Source organism: Kitasatospora sp. NPDC056076, assembly GCF_042266305.1.
GTDB lineage: Bacteria > Actinomycetota > Actinomycetes > Streptomycetales > Streptomycetaceae > Kitasatospora.
Genome location: NZ_JBHJWG010000002.1, coordinates 149941 through 169594, shown reverse-complemented (window position 1 = coordinate 169594; position 19654 = coordinate 149941). Strand labels below are relative to the sequence as shown.

The window sequence follows — 19654 nt, the reverse complement described above, 5'->3', positions numbered from 1 at the left end:
GGTGGAACCATGTCCACCTCGGCCGATGTCCGCCCGCTCACCAGCCCCGCCGCTCCTGCCCGCTCCTCCGAGCAGCCCCGGCCGTCCCGTCCCCTCCGCCCTTCCGGGCCCACCCGCGACTCCCACGGCTCCCGGTTCTCCCCGCTCTCCCGGCTTTCCCGCCTCGACCTGGCCCAGCTCGGCCCCAACTGGTACGCCGCCGTGATGGGCACCGCGATCGTGGCCAACGGCGCCGCCGCCCTGCCGGTCCAGCTGCCCGGGCTGATCGGCTTCGGCGAGGTGATGTGGGCGCTCGGCGTGACGGCCCTGGTGCTGCTGGCCGGCGCCCGCCTGGTGCACCTCACCCGGCACCGCGAAGCGGCCCGCGCCCAGCTGCTGGACAACCCGGCCACCGCCGTGTTCTACGGCTGCCCGCCGATGGCCCTGCTGGCGGTCGGCCTCGGCACCCTGCTGCTCGGCTCCCGGGTGATCGGCACCGGGCCCGCCGTCGCCCTGGACGCCGTGCTGTGGGGCGTCGGCACGCTCTACGCGCTGACCGTCGCGGCCGGCATCCCGTACCTGATGATCACCCGGCACCGGGTGTCCGCCCTGGAGGCCAACCCGACCTGGCTGCTGCCCGTGGTCGCCCCGCTGGTCGCCTCCGCCTGCGGCCCGGCCCTCGTCCCCCACCTGCCCGCCGGAACGCCGCAGGAGGCCATGCTGTACGGCTGCTGGGCGCTGTTCGGGATCGGCCTGCTGGCCACCCTGGTGCTGCTGCCCGTGGTCTTCACCGGCCTGTTCCACAGCAAGCTGCCCACCCTGGTGCTCACCCCCGCGCTGTTCCTGGTGCTCGGCCCGCTCGGCCAGTCCGTCACCGCGATCCACCAGCTCGCCGACGCGGCCCGCCCGGTGCTGCCCGCGCTGGCGCCCGTCCTGCTGCCGCTGGCCGAGCTGTACGGGGTCGCCGTGATCGGCGTCGCGATGCTCTGGCTGGCCGTCGCGCTGACCGCCAACCTGCGCGCCCGGCGGGCCGGGATGCCGTTCGCGATGACCTGGTGGGCGTTCACCTTCCCGGTCGGCACCTGCGTCACCGGCGCCGCCGCGCTCGCCCGGCACACCGGCTTCGGCGGCTTCACCGGGCTCTCCGTCGGGCTCTACCTGCTGCTCGGCACCGCCTGGGTGCTCGCTGCGACCGGCACGGCCACCGGGCTGCTGCGCGGACGGCTGCTGGCGCGCTGAGCCGGGGCGGCGGGGCGGGGTGCCGGTAGGCCGGTCTGCCGGTCTGCCGGTAGGTCGGTGGGTCGGTCTGCCGCTAGCCCGGTCGGCCGCGGTGCGGGCTGAGCTGCGACGACCCGCACGGCGGCCGCCGCACTCAGGAGCACGCCGCCGTTGCAGGAACGCGCAGCTGCACGATGGCGGTGCGCGGCCGACCGCCGCGCGCCGCCCGTACCCCCCGCTGGCCTCGGCCTTTACCGGAATCCCCGCTCCCGCCCGCGGCCCCGCGCCCGCTGCGGGATGCAGATAACTGCAATTGCGCGAACCTGCACTCGGGCGGCACTTGTTCACCGGCCGTCACACTGTGAAGGTGGAGGTACGCCAGGTCGTCCGGGCACCGCAGTCCGATGGTGGCGACCAGCTCTTCAGAACTGACCACGCGGGCAACGTCCCGCACGCGTGGAACGGGGGGGAAGAGCCCCGGCCGGGATCCATGTGTGGTGATGGAGCCCGAACCGGTACCGGCGAGGCGTTGCTGCTCCGCCTCGACGGAATCGCCCTGACCTGGCGTACCGATGGCGGCCCCCGGGACCCCGTGTGCGACGGCACCCGGACCCGGGGGCCCGCCGTCCGACCGGTAGCGTGAGACGCCCGGCCACCGGTGCCCGCGGACCGCGCAACCCGCGGCCCCGCGCGTACGGACCGGGACAGCAAGGGGAGAGGCGTCCGGCAGGGAGAGTACGACGTGACGGCGGAACCGGCGGTCGCGCCGCACCAGGCGGTACCCGAGGGCGAGGAGCCCGACGAGGCCGCCCGACAGCTCTACCTCGCGGTCATCGCCGAAGGCGGCCGCATCCCGTTCGCCGACGTCACCGACGCCGACCGGGCCGCGCTGCGGCAGCTCCTCGACATCGGCCTGGTCATGGTCAACCGGATGGACCGCTGCTACACCGCCGTCAGCCCGCGCTCCGTCAGCGACCGGGTCGGCGCCGAACTCCGCAGCGAGGCAACCCGGTTGCTGGTCCGCGCCGAGAACCTCCCCGGCGCCCTCGACGGCCTCACCCGCGCCTACGACGCGATGCCCCGCCCGTCCGGCACCTCCGGCGGCGCGGTCTACGTCGAGGGCCACGTCCACATCCGCCAGCGGATCTCCCAACTGGTCTCCGACTGCCGCTCCGAGGTCCTCACCGCCCAACCCGGCCACCGCCCCGCCGACACCCTCCAGGTCGCCCTCGCCCAGGACGTCCAACTCCTCCAGCGCGGCTGCTCCCTGCGCACCGTCTACCAGCCCGTCGCCCTCGTCGAACCGGCCGCCCTCGCCTACGCCGAGAAGGTCACCCGGCACGGCTCGCAGATCCGCGTCCTCGACGAACCCTTCCAGCGCCTGATCGTCTTCGACCGCAGCGTCGCCGTCATCTCCGCCAACGACGACAACAGCACCGCCGCGTTCATCAGCGACCCGGCCACCCTCGCCTTCCTGATCGGCGGCTTCGAACGCGACTGGGCCCGCGCCGACACCGCCGAGGCCGCCGCCGCCCTCGGCCAGGGCCCCGCCCGCACCATCCCCGAGCGGGTCGGCCGCCTGCTCGCCCGCGGCCTCACTCAGCGCGCCGTCGCCACCCGCCTCGGCCTCAGCGAACGCACCGTCGCCGGCCACATCTCCCGCCTGCGCGACCGGTACGGCGCCCAGACCCTCTTCCAGCTCGGCTGGCTGATGAGAGGCGCCCGCGATGACCGATGAGCCCGGCCCGGCCGAACGCGCCCTCTACCTCGACGTCGTCCGCGCCGGCGGCCGGCTGCGCCCCGAGGACCTCGCCCCCGCCGACCGCGCCACCGTCGCGGCCCTCGTCGCCCGCGGGCTCCTCACCCCGACCGCCACCGGCTACACCGCCGCCAACCCGCGCGCCCTCGGCGACCGGCTCGGCACCGAACTCCGCCTCCGGGCCACCCGCCTGCTGGTGCACGCCGAGCGGCTGCCGGGGACCCTCCAGCCGCTCTCCCAGGCCTACGAGGCGCTCCACCGGCCGTCCGGGTCCGGGGAGGAGGGGGCCGGCGACGCTGCCCGGCCCGACGGCGGCGGGGGCGGGGCCGGGGCCGGTGCGGGCGGGGCCGGTGTGGGTGGGGCCGGTGTGGGTGCCGCCGCCGTCCGCCAGTGCATCTCCGAACTCATCGCCGAGTGCCAGGAGGAGTTCCTCGCCGCCCGACCCGGCCACCACTCCGCCGAGGCCCTCCAGACCAGCCTCGCCCAGGACCTCGCCCTGCTCCGGCGCGGCTGCTCGATGCGCACCCTCCACCAGCCCGGCGCCCTCGACGACCCCGCCACCCTGCGCCAGGTCGCCCTCCGCAGCGGCGAGGGCGCCGAGGCCCGGGTGCTCGCCGAACCGTACGAACGGGTGCTGGTCTTCGACCGCTCGGTGGCCGTCATCCCCGCCGTCGAGGACCGCAACCGCGCCACCGTCGTCACCGACCGCACCACCGTCGCCTACCTGGTCGCCCAGTTCGAACGCGACTGGACCCGCGCCACCCCCGCCGACCGCAACCTCGGCGCCCCCCACCCCACCACCGTGCGCATCGGCCGGCTGCTCGCCCGCGGCCTCACCCAGCGCGCCGTCGCCACCCGCCTCGGCCTCAGCGAACGCACCGTCGCCGGCCACATCGCCCGCCTCCGCGAGCGCTACGGCGCCCAGACCCTCTTCCACCTCGGCTGGTACCTCCGCGGGGAACGCCATGGCTGACCCCACCACCCTCCTCGCCGCCACCCTCCCGGACGCCGCCGCCCGCGCCCTCTACCTCGCCGTCCTGCGCGAGGGCGGCCGCATCCGCGCCGAGGAGGTCGGCGCGGGCGACCGGGAGGCACTCGGACGGCTGGTGGAACTGGGGCTGCTGGTACCGCAGTTGGTCGACAACTCGTACAGCGCCGTCGACCCCCGGGCGGTCGTCGAACGCATCGGCGCCGAGATCCGCAGGGCCGGTGCCCGGCTCCTTGCCGAGGCCGACCAGGTCCCCGAGCAGCTGCGCGACCTCACCCGTGCCTACGACACCGCACCGCGCCGGGAGCCGGGCCTGGGCCGGGCCCGGGTCATCACCGGCAAGGCCGAGATCCGGCACGAAGTCGAGCAACTGACCCAGGAGTTCGCCAGCGAAGCCCTGAGCGCCCAGCCCGGCGCCGCACGAGACGCCGGCCAGCTCGCCGAATCCCTCGCCCGCACCCGCCGCTACCTCGAACGCGGCGGTGCCATCCGCTGTCTGTTCGAGCTCGGTGCCCGCACCGACCCCGGGGCCGTGACGTACGCAGCGGCAGCCACCGCACCGGGCTGCGCGATCCGGGTGCTCGACCGCCCGTTCAAGCGCTTCCTGGTCTTCGACCGGACCGTTGCCGTCATCCCCGCAGAGCCTGACCTCAGCAACGCCGCCGTGGTCGACGACCCGGCGACGGTGGCCTTCATCGTCGAGGCCTTCGAACAGCTGTGGCAGCGGTCCGACAGTGTCGACTGGGCGTCCCTGGACGGCGGCGCACCGGAATCGGACCTCCGTGACCAGATCGCCCGCCTGCTCGCCCAGGGCCTCACCCAGCGCTCGATCGCCACCCGCCTGGGCCTCGGCGAGCGCACCGTCGCCGGCCACATCGCCCGCCTCCGCGAGCTGTACGACGCCGAGACGCTGTTCCAGCTCGGCTGGCAGATGAGGGGAGCCCGCGATGCCTGAGCCGGTACTCGACCTGCCCGATGCCGCCCGCGAGCTCTACCGCGCGATCCTGGAGGACGGCGGGCGGCTCCGGATCGCCGACATCCCGGGGCAGGCCGCCGACACCGTTCAGACCCTGTTGGAAACCGGCCTGTTGAAGCTGTACGCCTCGGACGGCGTGCTCAGCGCGGTCAATCCGCGCACGGTCACCACGCGGATCGCGGCCGAGTTGCGGGCGGCCGGTACCCGCATGCTGGTCCAGGCGGAGGAAGTGCCCGACCTCCTCGACGACCTGGCCGCCGCCTACGACAGCGCTCCGCGACGCCACGACGGCGCCGGGGCCACCCAGATCGTCCACGGACACGCGAACATCCGACACCGGGTCTCCCAGCTCGTCGAAGAGCTGGGCAACGAGGCCCTGTCCCTGCGCCCGGGCGGTGCCAGGCCGGCCGAGGCCGCGGACGACATCGTGGCGCACGCCCGCCGCTACGCCGAGGCGGGCGGCACACTGCGCACGATCTACGAGGTCGCGGCCCGGCTCGACGGTCCGACGGTTCGGATCGCCGCGCGACTGACGGAGGCCGGCTGCCACATCCGGGTCCTGCCCGTCCCGTTCCGACAGCTGATGATCCTCGACCGGACCGTCGCCGTGATCCCCGCCGCCCCGGACGACAGCAGCGCGGCCTTCATCGAGGACCCGGCCGTGGTCGACTTCCTGGTGCAGGACTTCGAGACGCACTGGCAACAGGCCGAAGGCGTCAACTGGGCCGCCCTCGCAGACGGTTCCACCGAAGCCGCCGCCCATGAGCAGGTCGGCCGTCTGCTCGCCCGAGGCCTGACCCAGCGCGCGATCGCCACCCGCATGGGCCTGAGCGAGCGCACGGTGGCCGGTCACATCGCGCGCCTCCGTGAGTCGTACGACGCCGAGACGCTGTTCCAGCTCGGCTGGCAGATGAGGGGAGCCCGCAGTGCCTGACCCCGACCTGCCCGACGCCGCCGCCCGTGAGCTCTACCGGGCGATCCTGGCCGAGGGCGGCCGGATCCGCGTCGGCGAGGTCCGCCCCGAGGACGAGGCCGCCGTCCGGCAGCTCGCGGACCTCGGCCTGCTCGTCCTCCGCACCGCCGACGGCACCTACAGCGCGGTGAGTCCGCGGGCCGTCGGCGAGCGCATCGGTGCGGACCTGCGGGAGGAGAGCGCCCGTCTCCTCGCCCGGGCCGCCGCCGTCCCGGACCTGCTGGACGACCTGACCCAGGCCTACGACACCGCGCCCCGTCGCGCCGACCCGGTCGGCGGGGTCCGGCGGGTGGTCGGCATGCCGGAGATCCGGCACCTGATCTCGCAGCTGGTCAAGGACTACCCGCACGAGGTCCTCGCAGCTCAGCCCGGCGGCCCCCGGCCCCACGACCACATGCAGGACACGCTGGACTACAGCCGCCGCTACGTCGAAGCGGGCGGGGCGATGTTCACCGTCTTCGAACCGTCGGCCTGCACCGATCCACGGACGGTCCGGTACGCGCTGCACTCCACCCAGGTCGGTGCCCCGATCCGGCTGCTGGAGGGGCCCTTCACCAAGACGCTGATCTTCGATCGCACCGTCGCCATGATCCCGGCCACCCCCGACCACACGGTCGCCGCCGTCGTCGAGGACGCCGCGATGGTCGCCTACCTGGTCGGGGTCTTCGAGCAGCAGTGGCAGCAGGCCCAGGCCGTGGACTGGGAGTCACTCGCAGCCGGCTCCGCCCCGATAGCCCATGAGCAGGTCGGCCGCCTGCTCGCCCGAGGCCTGACCCAGCGCGCCATCGCCACCCGCATGGGCCTGAGCGAGCGCACCGTCGCCGGTCACATCGCGCGCCTGCGGGAGCTGTACGACGCCGAGACGCTGTTCCAGCTCGGCTGGCAGATGAGGGGAGCCCGCGATGCCTGACCCCGCCCTGCCCGACGGCGCCGCGCGTGAGCTCTACCGGGCGATCCTGGCCGAGGGCGGCCGGATCCGCATCGATGAGATCCGCCCCGAGGCCGAGGCCGCCGTCCAGCAGCTCACCGAGCTGGGACTGCTCATCTTCCGTATCCCCGACAACGCCTACAGCGCGGTGAACCCGCGGGCCGTCGGCGAGCGCATCGGTGCGGACCTGCGGGAGGAGAGTGCCCGCCTCCTCGCCCGTGCCGCCGCCGTCCCGGACCTGCTGGACGACCTGACCCAGGCCTACGACACCGCGCCCCGTCGCGCCGCGTCGGGCGGAGGCGTACGGCGGGTGGCGGGACTGGAGCAGATCCGGCACCTGATCGGCCAGTTCGTCAGGGACCACCCGCACGGGTTGCTGGCCGCTCAACCGGGTCCGGTGCATCCCCGGGCCCACCGGGAGGACTCGCTGGCCCACACACGGCGCTACATCGAGCGCGGCGGCACGGTCCGTACGCTCTACGGCCCGCAGGCCCGGTCGGACCGGGAGCACTTCGAGTTCGCTGCGGAAGCCACGAAGGCGGGCTCGCAGGTCCGTGTCCTGGACGCGCCGTTCAACCGGATCATCATCTTCGACCGCACCGTCGCCCTGCTGCCCGCAGCCCCGGAGAACAAGGTGGCTGCCGTCGTGGAGGACCCGGCGGTGGTGGCACACCTCGCGGACGTCTTCGACCAGCAGTGGCAGCAGGCCGAGGTGGTGGACTGGGCGTCACTGGCGGCGGGCAGTTCGCCTTCCGCCCAAGAGCAGGTGGGTCGCCTGCTGGCGCGAGGGCTGACCCAGCGCGCGATCGCCACCCGCCTCGGCTTGAGCGAGCGCACGGTGGCCGGTCACATCGCGCGCCTGCGGGAGCTGTACGACGCTGAGACGCTGTTCCAGCTGGGCTGGCAGATGAGGGGAGCCCGCGATGCCTGACCCCGACCTGCCCGACGGCGCCGCGCGCGAGCTCTACCGGGCGATCCTGGCCGAGGGCGGCCGGATCCGCATCGATGAGATCCGCCCCGAGGACGAGGCTGCGGTGAAGCAGCTCGCGGACCTCGGCCTGCTCGTCCTCCGCGCAGCGGACGGGTCCTACAGCGCGGTGAACCCCCGCGCCGTCGGCGAGCGCATCGGTGCGGACCTGCGGGAGGAGAGCGCCCGTCTCCTCGCCCGGGCCGCCGCCGTCCCGGACCTGCTGGACGACCTGACTCAGGCCTACGACGTGGCTCCTCGCCGGATGGACCCGGTCGGCGGAGTCCAGAGGATGGCCGGCATGCAGGAGATCCGCCACCTGATCTCACATCTGGTCAAGGACTACCCGCACGAGGCGTTGTGCGCCCAGCCCGGCGGGGCTCGCCCGCCGGAGCACATGAATGACTCCTTGAAGCAGAGCCGGCGCTACATCGAAGCGGGTGGATCCATCCGCACCACCTTCGAGCCCTCGGTCTGCTCCGATCCGCCGACCGTCGGGTTCGCGCTGGAGTCGACCCTGATCGGTGCTCCGATCCGGGTGTTGGAGGGCACGTTCACCCGGACCCTGATCTTCGACCGCACGGTGGCCATGATTCCTGCGGCTTCCGACAACACGGTCGTCGCGGTGGTGGACGACCCCGCGATGGTCGCCTACCTGGTCGGGGTCTTCGAGCAGCAGTGGGCTCAGGCACTGGCCGTCGACTGGGCGTCACTGGCAGCGGGCAGTTCGCCGGCCACCTACGAGCAGGTGGGTCGCCTGCTCGCCAGGGGTCTCACACAGCGGGCGATCGCCAGTCGCATGGGCCTGAGCGAGCGCACGGTGGCCGGTCACATCGCCCGGCTGCGTGAGGTGTACGACGCCGAGACGCTGTTCCAGCTCGGCTGGCAGATGCGGGGAGCCCGGACGGGGGAGTCCGGTGGGTGAGCCCTGCTCAGCCGGTGGCGGCGCCGGTCGGCCAGTAGCCGGGGACGGAGGTCTGCTGCTGCCGGGGGACGTTGAAGCGGTCGCCGGGGGCGGTCCAGAAACCCTCGCGGAGGGAGAGCGCCATGCCGGCCCAGTCGAGGGCGGTCTCCACGGTGTGGTGGAGGGCCTCCTGGGACCAGGTGTCGTCGAAGACCAGCGGCAGGACGGGGGCGACCTGCTCGATGGTGGCGATCAGCGGGTTGTGGGTGATGGCCTCGTCGACGAGCAGGACGATCGGCTTCCGCAGCGCCGACGCCCAACCGAGTTCGAGGCTGACACCGGCCGAGAGCGGGGCGCCGACGTAGGCGAACACCAGGTCCGCGGACTGGAGCGCCCGGAAGTCGGAGGGGACCCGGGGCTCGGGCGCCCGGCCGGCGACGGTCCAGGCATCGCTGTGGTGCGCGCTGTACACGGCGGCACCGCTGCGCAGGAGGGTGGTGCGGAGCGTCGTCAGCCGCGTCCGGCTGGCGAGCGTCACCACGCTGTCCGCGGGGCCGGTCAGCCGCATCAGCGGCGCGGCCAGGAACACACGTGCACGCCGACCCTCAGGGGCATTGCTGAGGTGATGGGAAGCGGAGCCCTGGTAGTGGTCAGTCATGTCGACTCCATTGAAAGGCCGACCGGGTCGGGGGGACGGGGCCCAGTGGCTGCTGCTGTTTGGTGGTACTCGCGCCGAGACGGTCGTTCAGGGGAATTTGATGTGAACACATCCGCTGTGTCACGCTCGTACGTGGCGATCAGTCGGTGCACTGATCGTGTCGTTGAGCTGGCCTGCGCGTCCACTGGCCCGAGGTGTCATCTCGCTGCATGGCAGAGAGATGACATGCTGGCTGCCTTCGAGAGCGGCCCCGACTTTGGAAGAGTTGGGCTGGACAAGAGTGTTGTTCTGGACCCCTCGCTGACACGTTCGGGGATCGTGCAGCATAATCAGCGCTGCGGCTCATGCGCGGCCGATTCGCTGAGCGTTCAACATTGTCCGAAGGGGAGTGGTCACAGTGCGCGAGGCGCGTCGGTGTGCGACCGCTATAGCACTGGCTGTAGTGGCGGTTCTGTTTAGCTCGGCTCCCGTCCATGCTGATGTGATCTGGACCAAGCAGCCCGCTGCCTCCCAGGTGCAGTCCACGTCCCACCAGGAGCTCGCTGCCGCCACCATCGCGGATGACGTGATTTGGACTTGAGCCTGCGTCAGTAGGGCGTCTCGGTGTCGTTGAACAGCGGCATGGTGCGGTGACTTTCGGACAACTTCCAACCCAGCTGGAACAGCGTGTCGGCAGCGTATTCGTCACGCAGCTCGGCGATGTGCCGGGCAAGGGTTCGCTCGCTCAGGCCCAGATTCCTGGCGATGACGCGGTGTCCGATGCCCTGCAACATCATCCTGAGGATGTTCTCGCGGAGTCTGGACACGACCTCCGGTGGAACATCGAGACCCCCCTGGAACGGGATGGCGCGCTCCCAGAAACTCTCGAACAGGCTGACCATGAAGCCGATCACGGCTTCGTCCTGAATGAACGCGGCTCGCTGCTGGTCGCCATTGACGGGAATGATCGCGGCAGTGCGGTCGACGATGATCATTCTGGTGAAGGGCTCGCCCAGCGTGCGGACCTCGCCACCAGCGGCGGTCATGGCCGCGACATAGGCCCGCGTGGGTGCGGAGTACCGCGTGCTCGGCTGGTACAGCGTGCGTCGTGAGACTCCACGACGGAGCATGTCCGTGTCCAGGGCGATGGCTGCCTCGGTCGGGAAGGAGCGGGAGCCCCCACCCGGCTGGGCGCTCAGTACCTCCTCGCGACTGCCTTCCATGAGGTCGACCAGCCTGCGGTTGATCTCGGCCAAGCCGTGGAGATGCTCGATCGCGCCACCGTCATGGGCCTCCTTCCCGCCGTTGCCGTAGGCGTGGGTGAGCTCCTGGAACTCGGTGGGCAGGGCGGCGGCCCGGCTGAGGAGATCAAGGGCCTTGCGCTGCCAGGTCGCGGTGAGAGCGTTGGCGAGTTGCTTTGGGTCGACGGCAACGAGCATTCCCGGATTCTCGATATCCGGTACCAACAAGCCGATTTCGACCAATTCGCGGAGGGAACCGTCGTCGCCTTCCCCGGGTACGGCGGCGATCACTCGCTCGGGTTCCCGAAGAACTGCCATGTAGAGAGTTCTGGCTTCGGAGGACAGCTGGTTGTAGGCGTCGGCCATGGGACCGGATGCCTCAGTCCCACCCATCTGCTACTCCCCTGCCTCGGCTTGGACCTTTCGGCCTTGCTCGGTTGTATTCACTACCAGTTTTCGATGCAACTGTCGCATGACTCGTGCCCACTCCCGCACAGCAGGAAGGAGCCTGCCATGCCGACGCAGCCGCCGGCACCCCCCGAACAGGAGGGAGCCGGCGGCTGGTGGTGCGGTGCGGGCCCCGGGTCAGCGCTTGGGGCGCCAGACGACGAGGGCGCTGGATTGGGGGGTGGGGGGCTGGTAGGGGACGAGGTCGCGGCGGTAGGAGGCGTGGACGGCGGCCTCGCGCTGCTGGAGGGCGGTGGCGGCGCCTTCGAGGGAGTCGGCCAGTTCGGTGATGCGCGACTGGAGGGCGCTGACCTGGTTCTCCAGCTCGATGATCCGCTTGATGCCGGCCAGGTTGATGCCCTCGTCCTGGGAGAGCCGCTGGACCTCGCGCAGCTGCTGGATGTCCCGGGCGGAGTAGCGGCGGCCGCGGCCGGCGGTGCGGTCGGGGCAGACCAGGCCGAGGCGGTCGTACTGGCGCAGGGTCTGCGGGTGGAGGCCGGAGAGTTCGGCGGCGACCGAGATGACGTACACCGGGGTGTCCTCGGTGAGGACGTACTGCGGCGCGGACGCGGCGCGGCGGGGGCGGCCGCCGGCGGGGTTGCCGGGGAGGCCTTCGCCGAGGCCCGGGCCGATCGGGCCGTTGGAGGCCATCGGGTCCATCGGGTTCGTCGGGTTCAGCGGGTTCGGGGACATCTGGTCGTCACGCTCCCTTCGCCGCCCGGAAGAGAGCGGCTCGTGGGTCGTCGGAGGCGGTGGCCTCGCGGTACTGCTCCAGGGCGTCCAGCGCGTCACCGGCGACGTGCTGGGGGACGACGACCTCGACGGTGACGAGGAGGTCGCCGCGGGTGCCGTCCTTGCGGGTGGCGCCCTTGCCGCGGGCGCGCATGGTGAGGCCGTTGGCGCTGCCCGGGGGGAGCTTGAGCTTCACGGCGGGGCCGTTCAGCGTGGGCACCTCGATGGTGGCGCCGAGGGCGGCCTCGGGGAAGGTGACCGGGACGGTGACGGTGAGGTTGTCGCCCTTGCGCCCGAACACCGGGTGGGGGTCGACGTGCACGGTGACGTAGAGGTCACCGGGCTGGCCGCCGCGTTCGCCCTGGGCGCCCTTGCCCTTGAGCCGGATCCGCTGGTCGGCCTGGACGCCGGCCGGGATGCGGACCTGCATGGTGCGGGCGGAGCTGGCCCGGCCGCTGCCGTGGCAGTCGGGGCACGGGTCGTCGACGATCATGCCCCGGCCGCGGCAGTCCTTGCAGGGCTCGGAGAGCGCGAAGGCGCCCTGGCCGCGGCTGACGGTGCCGGCGCCGACGCAGGTCGGGCAGACCCGGGGGGTGGTGCCGGTCTTGGCGCCGGTGCCGTTGCAGAGCCGGCAGGGGGCCTGGCTGGTCATCCGCAGCGGGACGGTCGCGCCGTCGACGGCCTCCTCGAAGGAGAGCGTCACCTCGGTCTCGACGTCGGCTCCGCGCCGGGGCTGGGCCTGCCGGGCGCCGCCGCGGTTGAAGAGGCCGCCGAAGACGTCGCCGAGTCCGCCGCCGCCACCGCTGCCCTGGTTGCCGTTGAAGAGGTCGCCGAAGTCGAAGCCGTAGCCACCGGCGCCGCCGGGGCCGCCGGTGCGGAAGCCGCCGTTGGCGAAGAGGCTGCGGGCCTCGTCGTACTCCTTGCGGCGCTTCTCGTCGGAGAGGACGTCGTACGCCTCGGAGATGTCCTTGAAGCGCTCCTCGGCCTTGGCGTCGCCCTTGTTCGCGTCCGGGTGGAACTCGCGCGCCAGCTTGCGGTAGGTCTTCTTGATCTCGGTGGCGGTGGCGTCCTTGGGCACGCCGAGGACCTTGTAGTAGTCCTTCTCGACAAAGTCCTTGCCGCTCATGCGCCCACCTCGCTCCGCCCGGAAGCCGCTGAGCGGTTCACGCACCCCTCGATGGTTCGCTCGCTGTGCTCGCTCACCGCTCCCGACACCTCCCGATGTCCATCGTCACTGCGCTGTCAACAGCCGCCGGAAGAAGCGCTGCTGACAGCGCGCTGCGGAGCCGGCCGCCGTACTGGCCGGCGTACGACTCCGCAGCGCACTGGTTGTCAGCTGTCACAGGTTGTCAGCTGTCCGAGCCACCGTCGGACTTGTCCTTCTCGGCGGACTTCGCGTCGGCGTCCGGGCCGGGCGTCGTCTGGGTGCCGGGCTGGGGCTCGGCCACGGCGACCATCGCCGGGCGGATGATCCGCTCGCCGATGCGGTAGCCGGGCTGGAGGATCTGGACGCAGGTGTCCTCGGTGACGTCCGAGGAGTAGCTGTGCATCAGCGCCTCGTGCTGCGTCGGGTCGAAGGGCTCGCCCTCCTTGCCGAACTGCTGCAGGCCCAGCTTGGCGACGACCATCTCCAGGGAGTCGGAGACGGACTTGAAGCCGCCCGTCACCTCGCCGTGCTCGCGGGCGCGGCCGATGTCGTCCAGGACGGGGATCAGGGACTCCAGGATGTTGGAGACCGCGATCTCGCGGACGGTCAGCCGGTCGCGCTCGACCCGCTTGCGGTAGTTCTGGTACTCGGCCTGCAGTCGCTGCAGGTCCGCGGTGCGCTCGGCCAGCTCGCGCTTGGCCGTGGAGAGCTCCTCGGGGGTCTCGCCGGCACCGGCCGAGGCGGCTTCCTCGGCGGCCTTGATCACGGCCTCCTCGGCGGCGGAGTCGTCGCCGGGCTTGCCGCCCTGCGGCTTGTCCGTCATGCCGACGCACCGCCCTTGGGCTTCTCGTCGTCGACGATCTCGGCGTCGACGACGTCGTCCTCCTTGGCGTGGGCGGAGTCGCCGGCCGCGGCGGCACCGGCACCAGCGGCGTCGGCGTTGGCGTAGAGCGCCTGGCCGAGCTTCTGGGCGGTGGTGGAGACCTTCTCGGAGGCCTCGCGGATCTTCGCGATGTCCTCGCCCTTGAGGGCTTCCTTGAGCTCGCCGATGGCGGTCTCGACCTCGGTCTTGACGTCGGCCGGCAGCTTGTCGGAGTTGTCGGCGATGAACTTCTCGGTCGAGTAGACGAGCTGCTCGGCGGAGTTGCGGGTCTCGACGGCCTCGCGGCGCTTGTGGTCGTCCTCGGCGTACTGCTCGGCCTCGCGGCGCATGCGGTCGACCTCGTCCTTCGGCAGCGAGGAGCCGCCGGTGACGGTCATCTTCTGCTCCTTGCCGGTGCCGAGGTCCTTCGCGCCGACGTGCATGATGCCGTTGGCGTCGATGTCGAAGGTGACCTCGATCTGCGGCAGGCCGCGCGGCGCCGGCGGGAGGCCGGTCAGCTCGAACATCCCGAGCTTCTTGTTGTACGCGGCGATCTCGCGCTCGCCCTGGTAGACCTGGATCTGCACGGACGGCTGGTTGTCCTCGGCCGTGGTGAAGATCTCGGAGCGCTTGGTCGGGATCGTGGTGTTGCGCTCGATCAGCTTGGTCATGATGCCGCCCTTGGTCTCGATGCCGAGGGACAGCGGGGTGACGTCGAGCAGCAGGACGTCCTTGACCTCGCCCTTGAGGACACCGGCCTGGAGCGCGGCGCCGATGGCGACGACCTCGTCCGGGTTGACGCCCTTGTTGGCGTCCTGGCCGCCGGTCAGCTCCTTGACGAGCTCGGCGACGGCGGGCATGCGGGTCGAGCCACCGACCAGGACGACGTGGTCGATCTCGGAGAGCGAGATGCCGGCGTCCTTGATCACGTTGTGGAACGGGACCTTGCAGCGGTCCAGCAGGTCCGCGGTCAGCTGCTGGAACTGGGCGCGGGTGAGCTTCTCGTCCAGGTGCAGCGGGCCCTCGGCGGAGGCCGTGATGTAGGGCAGGTTGATCGAGGTCTCGGAGGACGAGGACAGCTCGATCTTGGCCTTCTCGGCAGCCTCGCGCAGACGCTGCAGGGCCATCTTGTCCTTGGACAGGTCGACGCCGTGGCCGGACTGGAAGACCTTGACCAGGTGGTCGACGACGCGCTGGTCCCAGTCGTCGCCGCCGAGGTGGTTGTCACCGTTGGTGGCCTTCACCTCGACGACCCCGTCGCCGATCTCCAGCAGGGAGACGTCGAAGGTGCCGCCGCCGAGGTCGAAGACCAGGATGGTCTGGTCGTCCTTGTCCAGGCCGTAGGCCAGGGCGGCCGCGGTGGGCTCGTTGACGATGCGCAGGACGTTGAGGCCCGCGATCTCACCGGCCTCCTTGGTGGCCTGGCGCTCCGAGTCGTTGAAGTACGCCGGGACGGTGATGACGGCGTCGGTGACGGTCTCGCCCAGGTAGGCCTCGGCGTCGCGCTTCAGCTTCTGCAGCACGAAGGCCGAGATCTGCTGCGGGTTGAAGTCCTTGCCGTCGATGTTGATCTTCCACCCGGTGCCCATGTGGCGCTTCACCGAGCGGATGGTGCGGTCGACGTTGGTGACCGCCTGGCGCTTCGCCACCTCGCCGACCAGGACCTCGCCGTTCTTGGCGAAGGCGACGACGGACGGCGTGGTCCGCGCGCCCTCGGCGTTCGTGATGACGGTGGGCTCGCCACCCTCCAGAACGCTGACGACCGAGTTCGTCGTACCGAGGTCGATGCCGACCGCGCGTGCCATCGTAGATACCTCCACGGAAGAGTTGAGCTTTACAGGCTCAAGGATGCACGACCCGGCGGGCATCGTCAACAGCTATGAGTGTTCAGCGCTCAACTTTGCTGATGCCGTTCCGGAGGGGGTGGGGGTTCCCGGCGCGCGCGGCCCGGGGCGGCGCGCGTGCGGTCACGTGACTGCCGCCATAGCTTGGGAACCTTCTGGAGGACTGTTGGCGACCTGTAATGTCCGGGCCGTCGGCCCGGCAAGTTACCGACCAGTACAATCACTCGGACAACCGCGGTCCCGCAGAACGCAGAACGCAAACCGCAGAACCGCAGACACTGCTCAACCGCAAGCCGCAGGAGACGGAGAGCGATGCAACTAGCAGCGATCGTCATCTCGCTGGTCACGTTCGTGATCGGCACCGCGCTCGCCCTCCGTGCGGCGTGGCACATTTTCAGGGTCGTGCTGACCGGCGCGCCGGACACCACCCGCTTCGGCAAGCCCGCCCAGCGGGTGAAGACCCTCGCGACCGAGTTCTTCGGCCACACCCGGATGAACCGCTGGGGGATCGTCGGCATCGCCCACTGGTTCGTCGCGGTCGGCTTCTTCAGCCTGGTGCTCACCATCGTCAACGCGATGGGCCAGCTGTTCGATGCCGAGTGGGAACTGCCGATCATCGGCAACTGGATGATCTGGCAGCTCTTCGTCGAGCTGGTCGGCACCCTGACCACCCTGGGCATCGCCACCCTGATCGTGATCCGGTTGATGAGCCTGCCGTCCCGGTCGGGCCGCAAGTCCCGGTTCGCCGGCTCGATCGCCTGGCAGGCCTTCTACGTCGAGTACACGATCCTCGGCATCGGCCTGTGCATCCTGATGCTGCGCGCCCTGGAGGGCGCCCTGGCCGGCGTCGACTCGTACGGTCCGGAGCACCTGGTCTCGTACCCGATCACCTCGGCGCTGAGCGGGCTGTCGCACGGCACGCTGGAGAACCTGGTCTACCTGTTCGCGATGCTGAAGATCTGCATCTCGTTCGCGTGGGCGATCACCATCGGCCTCAACCCCTCGATGGGCGTGGCCTGGCACCGCTTCCTCGGCTTCTTCAACATCTACTTCAAGCGCGAGGACGACGGCGCCACCGCGCTCGGCGGGCTCCGTCCGATGACCAGCAAGGGCGCGCCGATCGACTTCGAGGACCCGGCCGACGACGCCGTCTTCGGCGTCTCCCAGGTCGAGCACTTCTCCTGGAAGGGCATCCTCGACTTCTCCACCTGCACCGAGTGCGGCCGCTGCCAGTCGCAGTGCCCCGCCTGGAACACCGGCAAGCCGCTGTCCCCCAAGCTGCTGATCATGAGCCTGCGCGAGCACGTCTACGGCAAGGCGCCGTACCTGCTGGCCGGTGGCGGCAAGGACATGGAGGGCGTCGAGCAGGCCACCGCCGAGCAGCTCAAGGACGTCCCGGCGGCCGCCCTGGCCGAGGCCGAGCGCCCGCTGATCGGCACCGCCGAGGAGAACGGCGTCATCGACCCGGACGTGCTGTGGTCCTGCACCACCTGCGGCGCCTGCGTCGAGCAGTGCCCGGTGGACATCGAGCACGTCGACCACATCGTCGACATGCGCCGCTACCAGGTGATGATCGAGAGCAACTTCCCGACCGAGGCCGGGACGATGCTCAAGAACCTGGAGAACAAGGGCAACCCGTGGGGCATGGCCACCAAGGCCCGCCTCGACTGGGTCAAGGAGCTCAAGAAGGAGACCGGCATCGAGGTGCCGGTGATCGGCGAGGACATCGACCCCGCCGAGGTCGAGTACCTCTACTGGGTCGGCTGCGCGGGTGCCCTGGAGGACCGCGCCAAGAAGACCACCAAGGCCTTCGCCGAGCTGCTGCACACCGCGGGCGTGAAGTTCGCCATCCTCGGCAAGGAGGAGACCTGCTCCGGTGACTCCCCGCGCCGCCTGGGCAACGAGTTCCTCTTCCAGATGCTCGGCGCGCAGAACGTGGAGACGCTGAACGCCGCGCTGGAGGACGCCCCGACCAAGCGGATCGTGGCCACCTGCCCGCACTGCTTCAACACCATCGCCAACGAGTACCCGCAGCTCGGCGGGCACTTCGAGGTGATCCACCACACCCAGCTGCTGCAGCACCTGATCGACGAGGGCAAGCTCGTCCCGGTCAACCCGGTCGAGGGCCTGATCACCTACCACGACCCCTGCTACCTGGGCCGCCACAACAAGGTCTACAGCCCGCCGCGCGAGATCATGGACAAGGTCCCCGGTCTGCGCCAGCAGGAGATGCACCGCCACAAGGAGCGCGGCTTCTGCTGCGGCGCCGGCGGCGCGCGGATGTGGATGGAGGAGCGCATCGGCAAGCGGATCAACACCGAGCGCGTGGACGAGGCGCTGTCGCTCAACCCGGACATCGTCTCCACCGCCTGCCCGTTCTGCCTGGTGATGCTCTCCGACTCGGTCAACGGCAAGAAGAACGAGGGCGCGGCCAAGGAGCACCTCAAGGTGGTCGACGTGGCCCAGCTGCTGCTCGACTCGGTGAAGGCGACCCCGCCGGCCGAGACCGAGGAGCCCGCGACGGTGGACGCGTAGCCGTGGACGCGTGGACGGTGGGCACGTAACCGCGGTCACTGCGGTCACCGTTCGCTGTTCGACAGTTCTGCAACAACCGCCCGGTCCGGTGGACGCCGCCAACGCGCCCGCCGGGCCGGGCTTTCCGGTGGCCCGGGCGACGGTCGGCGGTACGGCGGGCGGACGGCGAGTGACGTCAATCGCACGGCCGCCGGACGGGCATTCGGTCGGAAGGAAATACAGTAGGCGCCGGACCGGCTGCGAGCCGGGCGACCCGTTCAGGACGGGTTCGGACCACTGACGGAGGTATCGGCCCGCCGGGCCGGGCCGCGGAGAGCACAAGGGGAACAGCGCAGACCATGACCGAGGCGATCATGCTCGTCGGTGGTAAGGGCACGCGACTGCGTCCGCTGACCACCCACACCCCCAAGCCGATGCTGCCCGTGGCGGGCGTCCCCTTCATCGCGCACCAGCTGGCCCGTGCGGCCGCCGCCGGGGTCACCCGGGTGGTGCTGGCCACCTCCTACCTGGCCGAGGTGTTCGAGGACCACTTCCAGGACGGCACCCCGTACGGGATCGAGCTGGTCTACCTGACCGAGCGCGAGCCGCTGGGCACCGGCGGGGCCATCCGCAACGCCGCCTCCGGGCTGACCTGCGGCCCGGACGAGCCGGTCCTGGTCTTCAACGGCGACATCCTCTCCGGCCTCGACATCGCCGCCCTGCGCGACGGCCACGTGGCCGCCGGGGCCGACGTCACCCTGCACCTCACCCGGGTGGAGGACCCGCGGGCCTTCGGCCTCGTCCCGACCGACGCGAACGGGCGGGTGCTGGAGTTCCTGGAGAAGCCGGAGACGCCGGAGCAGATCGTCACCGACCAGATCAACGCCGGCTGCTACGTCTTCACCCGCTCCGTCATCGACCGCATCCCGGCCGGCCGCGAGGTCTCCGTCGAGCGCGAGACCTTCCCCGAGCTGCTGGCCACCGGCGCCCTGCTGCGCGGTGTCGTCGACACCTCGTACTGGCTGGACCTCGGCACCCCGGCCGCGTTCGTCCGCGGCTCGGCCGACCTGGTGCTCGGCAAGGTCGACTCCCCGGCCGTCCCCGGCCCCACCGGTGACGCCCTGCTGCTGCCCGGCGCCACCGTCCACCCGGGCGCGGTGCTCAGCGGCGGCACCGTGGTCTCCGCGGACGCGGTGGTCGAGGCCGGCGCGATCGTCGAGGGCAGCGTGATCCTGCCCGGCGCCGTGATCGGCCCGGACACCCTGGTCAAGGACTCGATCGTGGGCGCCTACGCCACGGTCGGCGACCGCTCGGCCCTGGACGGCGCGGTGATCGGCGACGGCGCGATCGTCGAGTCCGACAACGAGCTGCCCAACGGCATCCGGATCGCCTGCGGCACCCTGCTGCCGGTCGGCGCCGTCCGCACCCCGGCCGGCCCGGGCGGCTGCCCGGCCGGCACGGCCGCGGCCGCCTCGGTGCACGGGCCGTCGGTCACCGCCCAGCGCTGACGGCTCCGCAGCGGCCCCGGGCGTCCTCGC

15 protein-coding genes and 1 pseudogene are annotated in these 19654 nt (G+C 71.4%); 10 read left to right on the top strand and 6 right to left on the bottom strand.

Going from position 1 to position 19654, the window contains the following annotated elements; all coding sequences use genetic code 11:
• The first annotated feature begins 9 nt into the window (after window positions 1-9).
• The 8 genes from ACFC1T_RS02935 (at window position 10) to ACFC1T_RS02900 (ending at window position 8713) form a co-directional block, all read left to right on the top strand.
• Window positions 10-1218, top strand: coding sequence for a TDT family transporter (locus tag ACFC1T_RS02935; protein WP_375882732.1), 1209 nt, complete (start codon window positions 10-12; stop codon window positions 1216-1218).
• Between the two features lie 721 nt (window positions 1219-1939).
• On the top strand, window positions 1940-2935 hold the full coding sequence (locus ACFC1T_RS02930; RefSeq protein WP_375882730.1) for a LuxR family transcriptional regulator: 996 nt from the start codon (window positions 1940-1942) through the stop codon (window positions 2933-2935).
• On the top strand, window positions 2925-3929 hold the full coding sequence (locus ACFC1T_RS02925) for a LuxR family transcriptional regulator (RefSeq protein WP_375882727.1): 1005 nt from the start codon (window positions 2925-2927) through the stop codon (window positions 3927-3929). Before ACFC1T_RS02930 ends, ACFC1T_RS02925 begins: the two co-directional genes overlap by 11 nt.
• Window positions 3922-4899, top strand: coding sequence for a LuxR family transcriptional regulator (locus ACFC1T_RS02920; protein ID WP_375882724.1), 978 nt, complete (start codon window positions 3922-3924; stop codon window positions 4897-4899). Before ACFC1T_RS02925 ends, ACFC1T_RS02920 begins: the two co-directional genes overlap by 8 nt.
• The gene (locus ACFC1T_RS02915) at window positions 4892-5854 is read left to right on the top strand and encodes a LuxR family transcriptional regulator (protein WP_375882722.1); all 963 of its coding nucleotides are present in this window, start codon (window positions 4892-4894) and stop codon (window positions 5852-5854) included. Before ACFC1T_RS02920 ends, ACFC1T_RS02915 begins: the two co-directional genes overlap by 8 nt.
• A complete protein-coding gene (locus tag ACFC1T_RS02910) occupies window positions 5847-6803 on the top strand; it encodes a LuxR family transcriptional regulator (protein WP_375882721.1) in 957 nt (318 codons plus the stop codon). The genes ACFC1T_RS02915 and ACFC1T_RS02910 overlap by 8 nt, the downstream gene beginning before the upstream one ends.
• On the top strand, window positions 6796-7752 hold the full coding sequence (locus tag ACFC1T_RS02905; RefSeq protein WP_375882718.1) for a LuxR C-terminal-related transcriptional regulator: 957 nt from the start codon (window positions 6796-6798) through the stop codon (window positions 7750-7752). Before ACFC1T_RS02910 ends, ACFC1T_RS02905 begins: the two co-directional genes overlap by 8 nt.
• Window positions 7745-8713, top strand: coding sequence for a LuxR family transcriptional regulator (locus ACFC1T_RS02900; RefSeq protein WP_375882716.1), 969 nt, complete (start codon window positions 7745-7747; stop codon window positions 8711-8713). The genes ACFC1T_RS02905 and ACFC1T_RS02900 overlap by 8 nt, the downstream gene beginning before the upstream one ends.
• A gap of 7 nt (window positions 8714-8720) precedes the next feature.
• On the opposite strand, the gene ACFC1T_RS02895 is transcribed toward ACFC1T_RS02900, so the two are convergent.
• The 6 genes from ACFC1T_RS02895 to dnaK form a co-directional block, all read right to left on the bottom strand.
• Entirely contained in the window at window positions 8721-9350 is a 630-nt protein-coding gene (locus ACFC1T_RS02895; RefSeq protein ID WP_375882714.1) for a hypothetical protein, read from the bottom strand.
• 587 nt (window positions 9351-9937) lie between these two features.
• The gene (locus ACFC1T_RS02890; RefSeq protein WP_375882712.1) at window positions 9938-10936 is read right to left on the bottom strand and encodes a hypothetical protein; all 999 of its coding nucleotides are present in this window, start codon (window positions 10934-10936) and stop codon (window positions 9938-9940) included.
• Window positions 10937-11155: 219 nt separating this feature from the next.
• Window positions 11156-11668: a heat shock protein transcriptional repressor HspR gene (locus tag ACFC1T_RS02885; protein ID WP_375882928.1), complete on the bottom strand. Its 513-nt coding sequence runs from the start codon at window positions 11666-11668 to the stop codon at window positions 11156-11158.
• 49 nt (window positions 11669-11717) lie between these two features.
• Complete coding sequence (dnaJ, locus tag ACFC1T_RS02880) at window positions 11718-12875, bottom strand: molecular chaperone DnaJ (RefSeq protein WP_375882710.1); 1158 nt, start codon at window positions 12873-12875, stop codon at window positions 11718-11720.
• Window positions 12876-13098: 223 nt separating this feature from the next.
• Window positions 13099-13719, bottom strand: coding sequence for a nucleotide exchange factor GrpE (gene grpE, locus ACFC1T_RS02875; protein ID WP_375882708.1), 621 nt, complete (start codon window positions 13717-13719; stop codon window positions 13099-13101).
• Window positions 13716-15563, bottom strand: a complete 1848-nt coding sequence (gene dnaK, locus ACFC1T_RS02870) for a molecular chaperone DnaK (RefSeq protein WP_375882705.1) — start codon at window positions 15561-15563, stop codon at window positions 13716-13718. Before dnaK ends, grpE begins: the two co-directional genes overlap by 4 nt.
• A 351-nt stretch (window positions 15564-15914) precedes the next feature.
• Here dnaK and ACFC1T_RS02865 point away from each other — a divergent pair, with 351 nt between their 5' ends.
• Both ACFC1T_RS02865 and ACFC1T_RS02860 read left to right on the top strand, forming a co-directional pair.
• Window positions 15915-18137, top strand: coding sequence for a (Fe-S)-binding protein (locus ACFC1T_RS02865; protein WP_375882703.1), 2223 nt, complete (start codon window positions 15915-15917; stop codon window positions 18135-18137).
• A gap of 338 nt (window positions 18138-18475) precedes the next feature.
• Window positions 18476-19540 (top strand): annotated as a pseudogene (locus ACFC1T_RS02860) (sugar phosphate nucleotidyltransferase); the annotation flags it as partial.
• Window positions 19541-19654: the final 114 nt, after the last annotated feature.

What these genes read in the sequence shown, in the direction of transcription:
- ACFC1T_RS02935 (WP_375882732.1), top strand. Translation starts at nt 10, where the DNA reads ATGTCCACCTCGGCCGATGTCCGCCCGCTCACCAGCCCCGCCGCTCCT.
- ACFC1T_RS02925 (WP_375882727.1), top strand. Translation starts at nt 2,925, where the DNA reads ATGACCGATGAGCCCGGCCCGGCCGAACGCGCCCTCTACCTCGACGTC.
- ACFC1T_RS02920 (WP_375882724.1), top strand. Translation starts at nt 3,922, where the DNA reads ATGGCTGACCCCACCACCCTCCTCGCCGCCACCCTCCCGGACGCCGCC.
- ACFC1T_RS02915 (WP_375882722.1), top strand. Translation starts at nt 4,892, where the DNA reads ATGCCTGAGCCGGTACTCGACCTGCCCGATGCCGCCCGCGAGCTCTAC.
- ACFC1T_RS02905 (WP_375882718.1), top strand. Translation starts at nt 6,796, where the DNA reads ATGCCTGACCCCGCCCTGCCCGACGGCGCCGCGCGTGAGCTCTACCGG.
- ACFC1T_RS02900 (WP_375882716.1), top strand. Translation starts at nt 7,745, where the DNA reads ATGCCTGACCCCGACCTGCCCGACGGCGCCGCGCGCGAGCTCTACCGG.
- ACFC1T_RS02895 (WP_375882714.1), bottom strand. Translation starts at nt 9,350, where the DNA reads ATGACTGACCACTACCAGGGCTCCGCTTCCCATCACCTCAGCAATGCC.
- ACFC1T_RS02890 (WP_375882712.1), bottom strand. Translation starts at nt 10,936, where the DNA reads ATGGCCGACGCCTACAACCAGCTGTCCTCCGAAGCCAGAACTCTCTAC.
- ACFC1T_RS02885 (WP_375882928.1), bottom strand. Translation starts at nt 11,668, where the DNA reads ATGGCCTCCAACGGCCCGATCGGCCCGGGCCTCGGCGAAGGCCTCCCC.
- dnaJ (WP_375882710.1), bottom strand. Translation starts at nt 12,875, where the DNA reads ATGAGCGGCAAGGACTTTGTCGAGAAGGACTACTACAAGGTCCTCGGC.
- grpE (WP_375882708.1), bottom strand. Translation starts at nt 13,719, where the DNA reads ATGACGGACAAGCCGCAGGGCGGCAAGCCCGGCGACGACTCCGCCGCC.
- dnaK (WP_375882705.1), bottom strand. Translation starts at nt 15,563, where the DNA reads ATGGCACGCGCGGTCGGCATCGACCTCGGTACGACGAACTCGGTCGTC.
- ACFC1T_RS02865 (WP_375882703.1), top strand. Translation starts at nt 15,915, where the DNA reads ATGCAACTAGCAGCGATCGTCATCTCGCTGGTCACGTTCGTGATCGGC.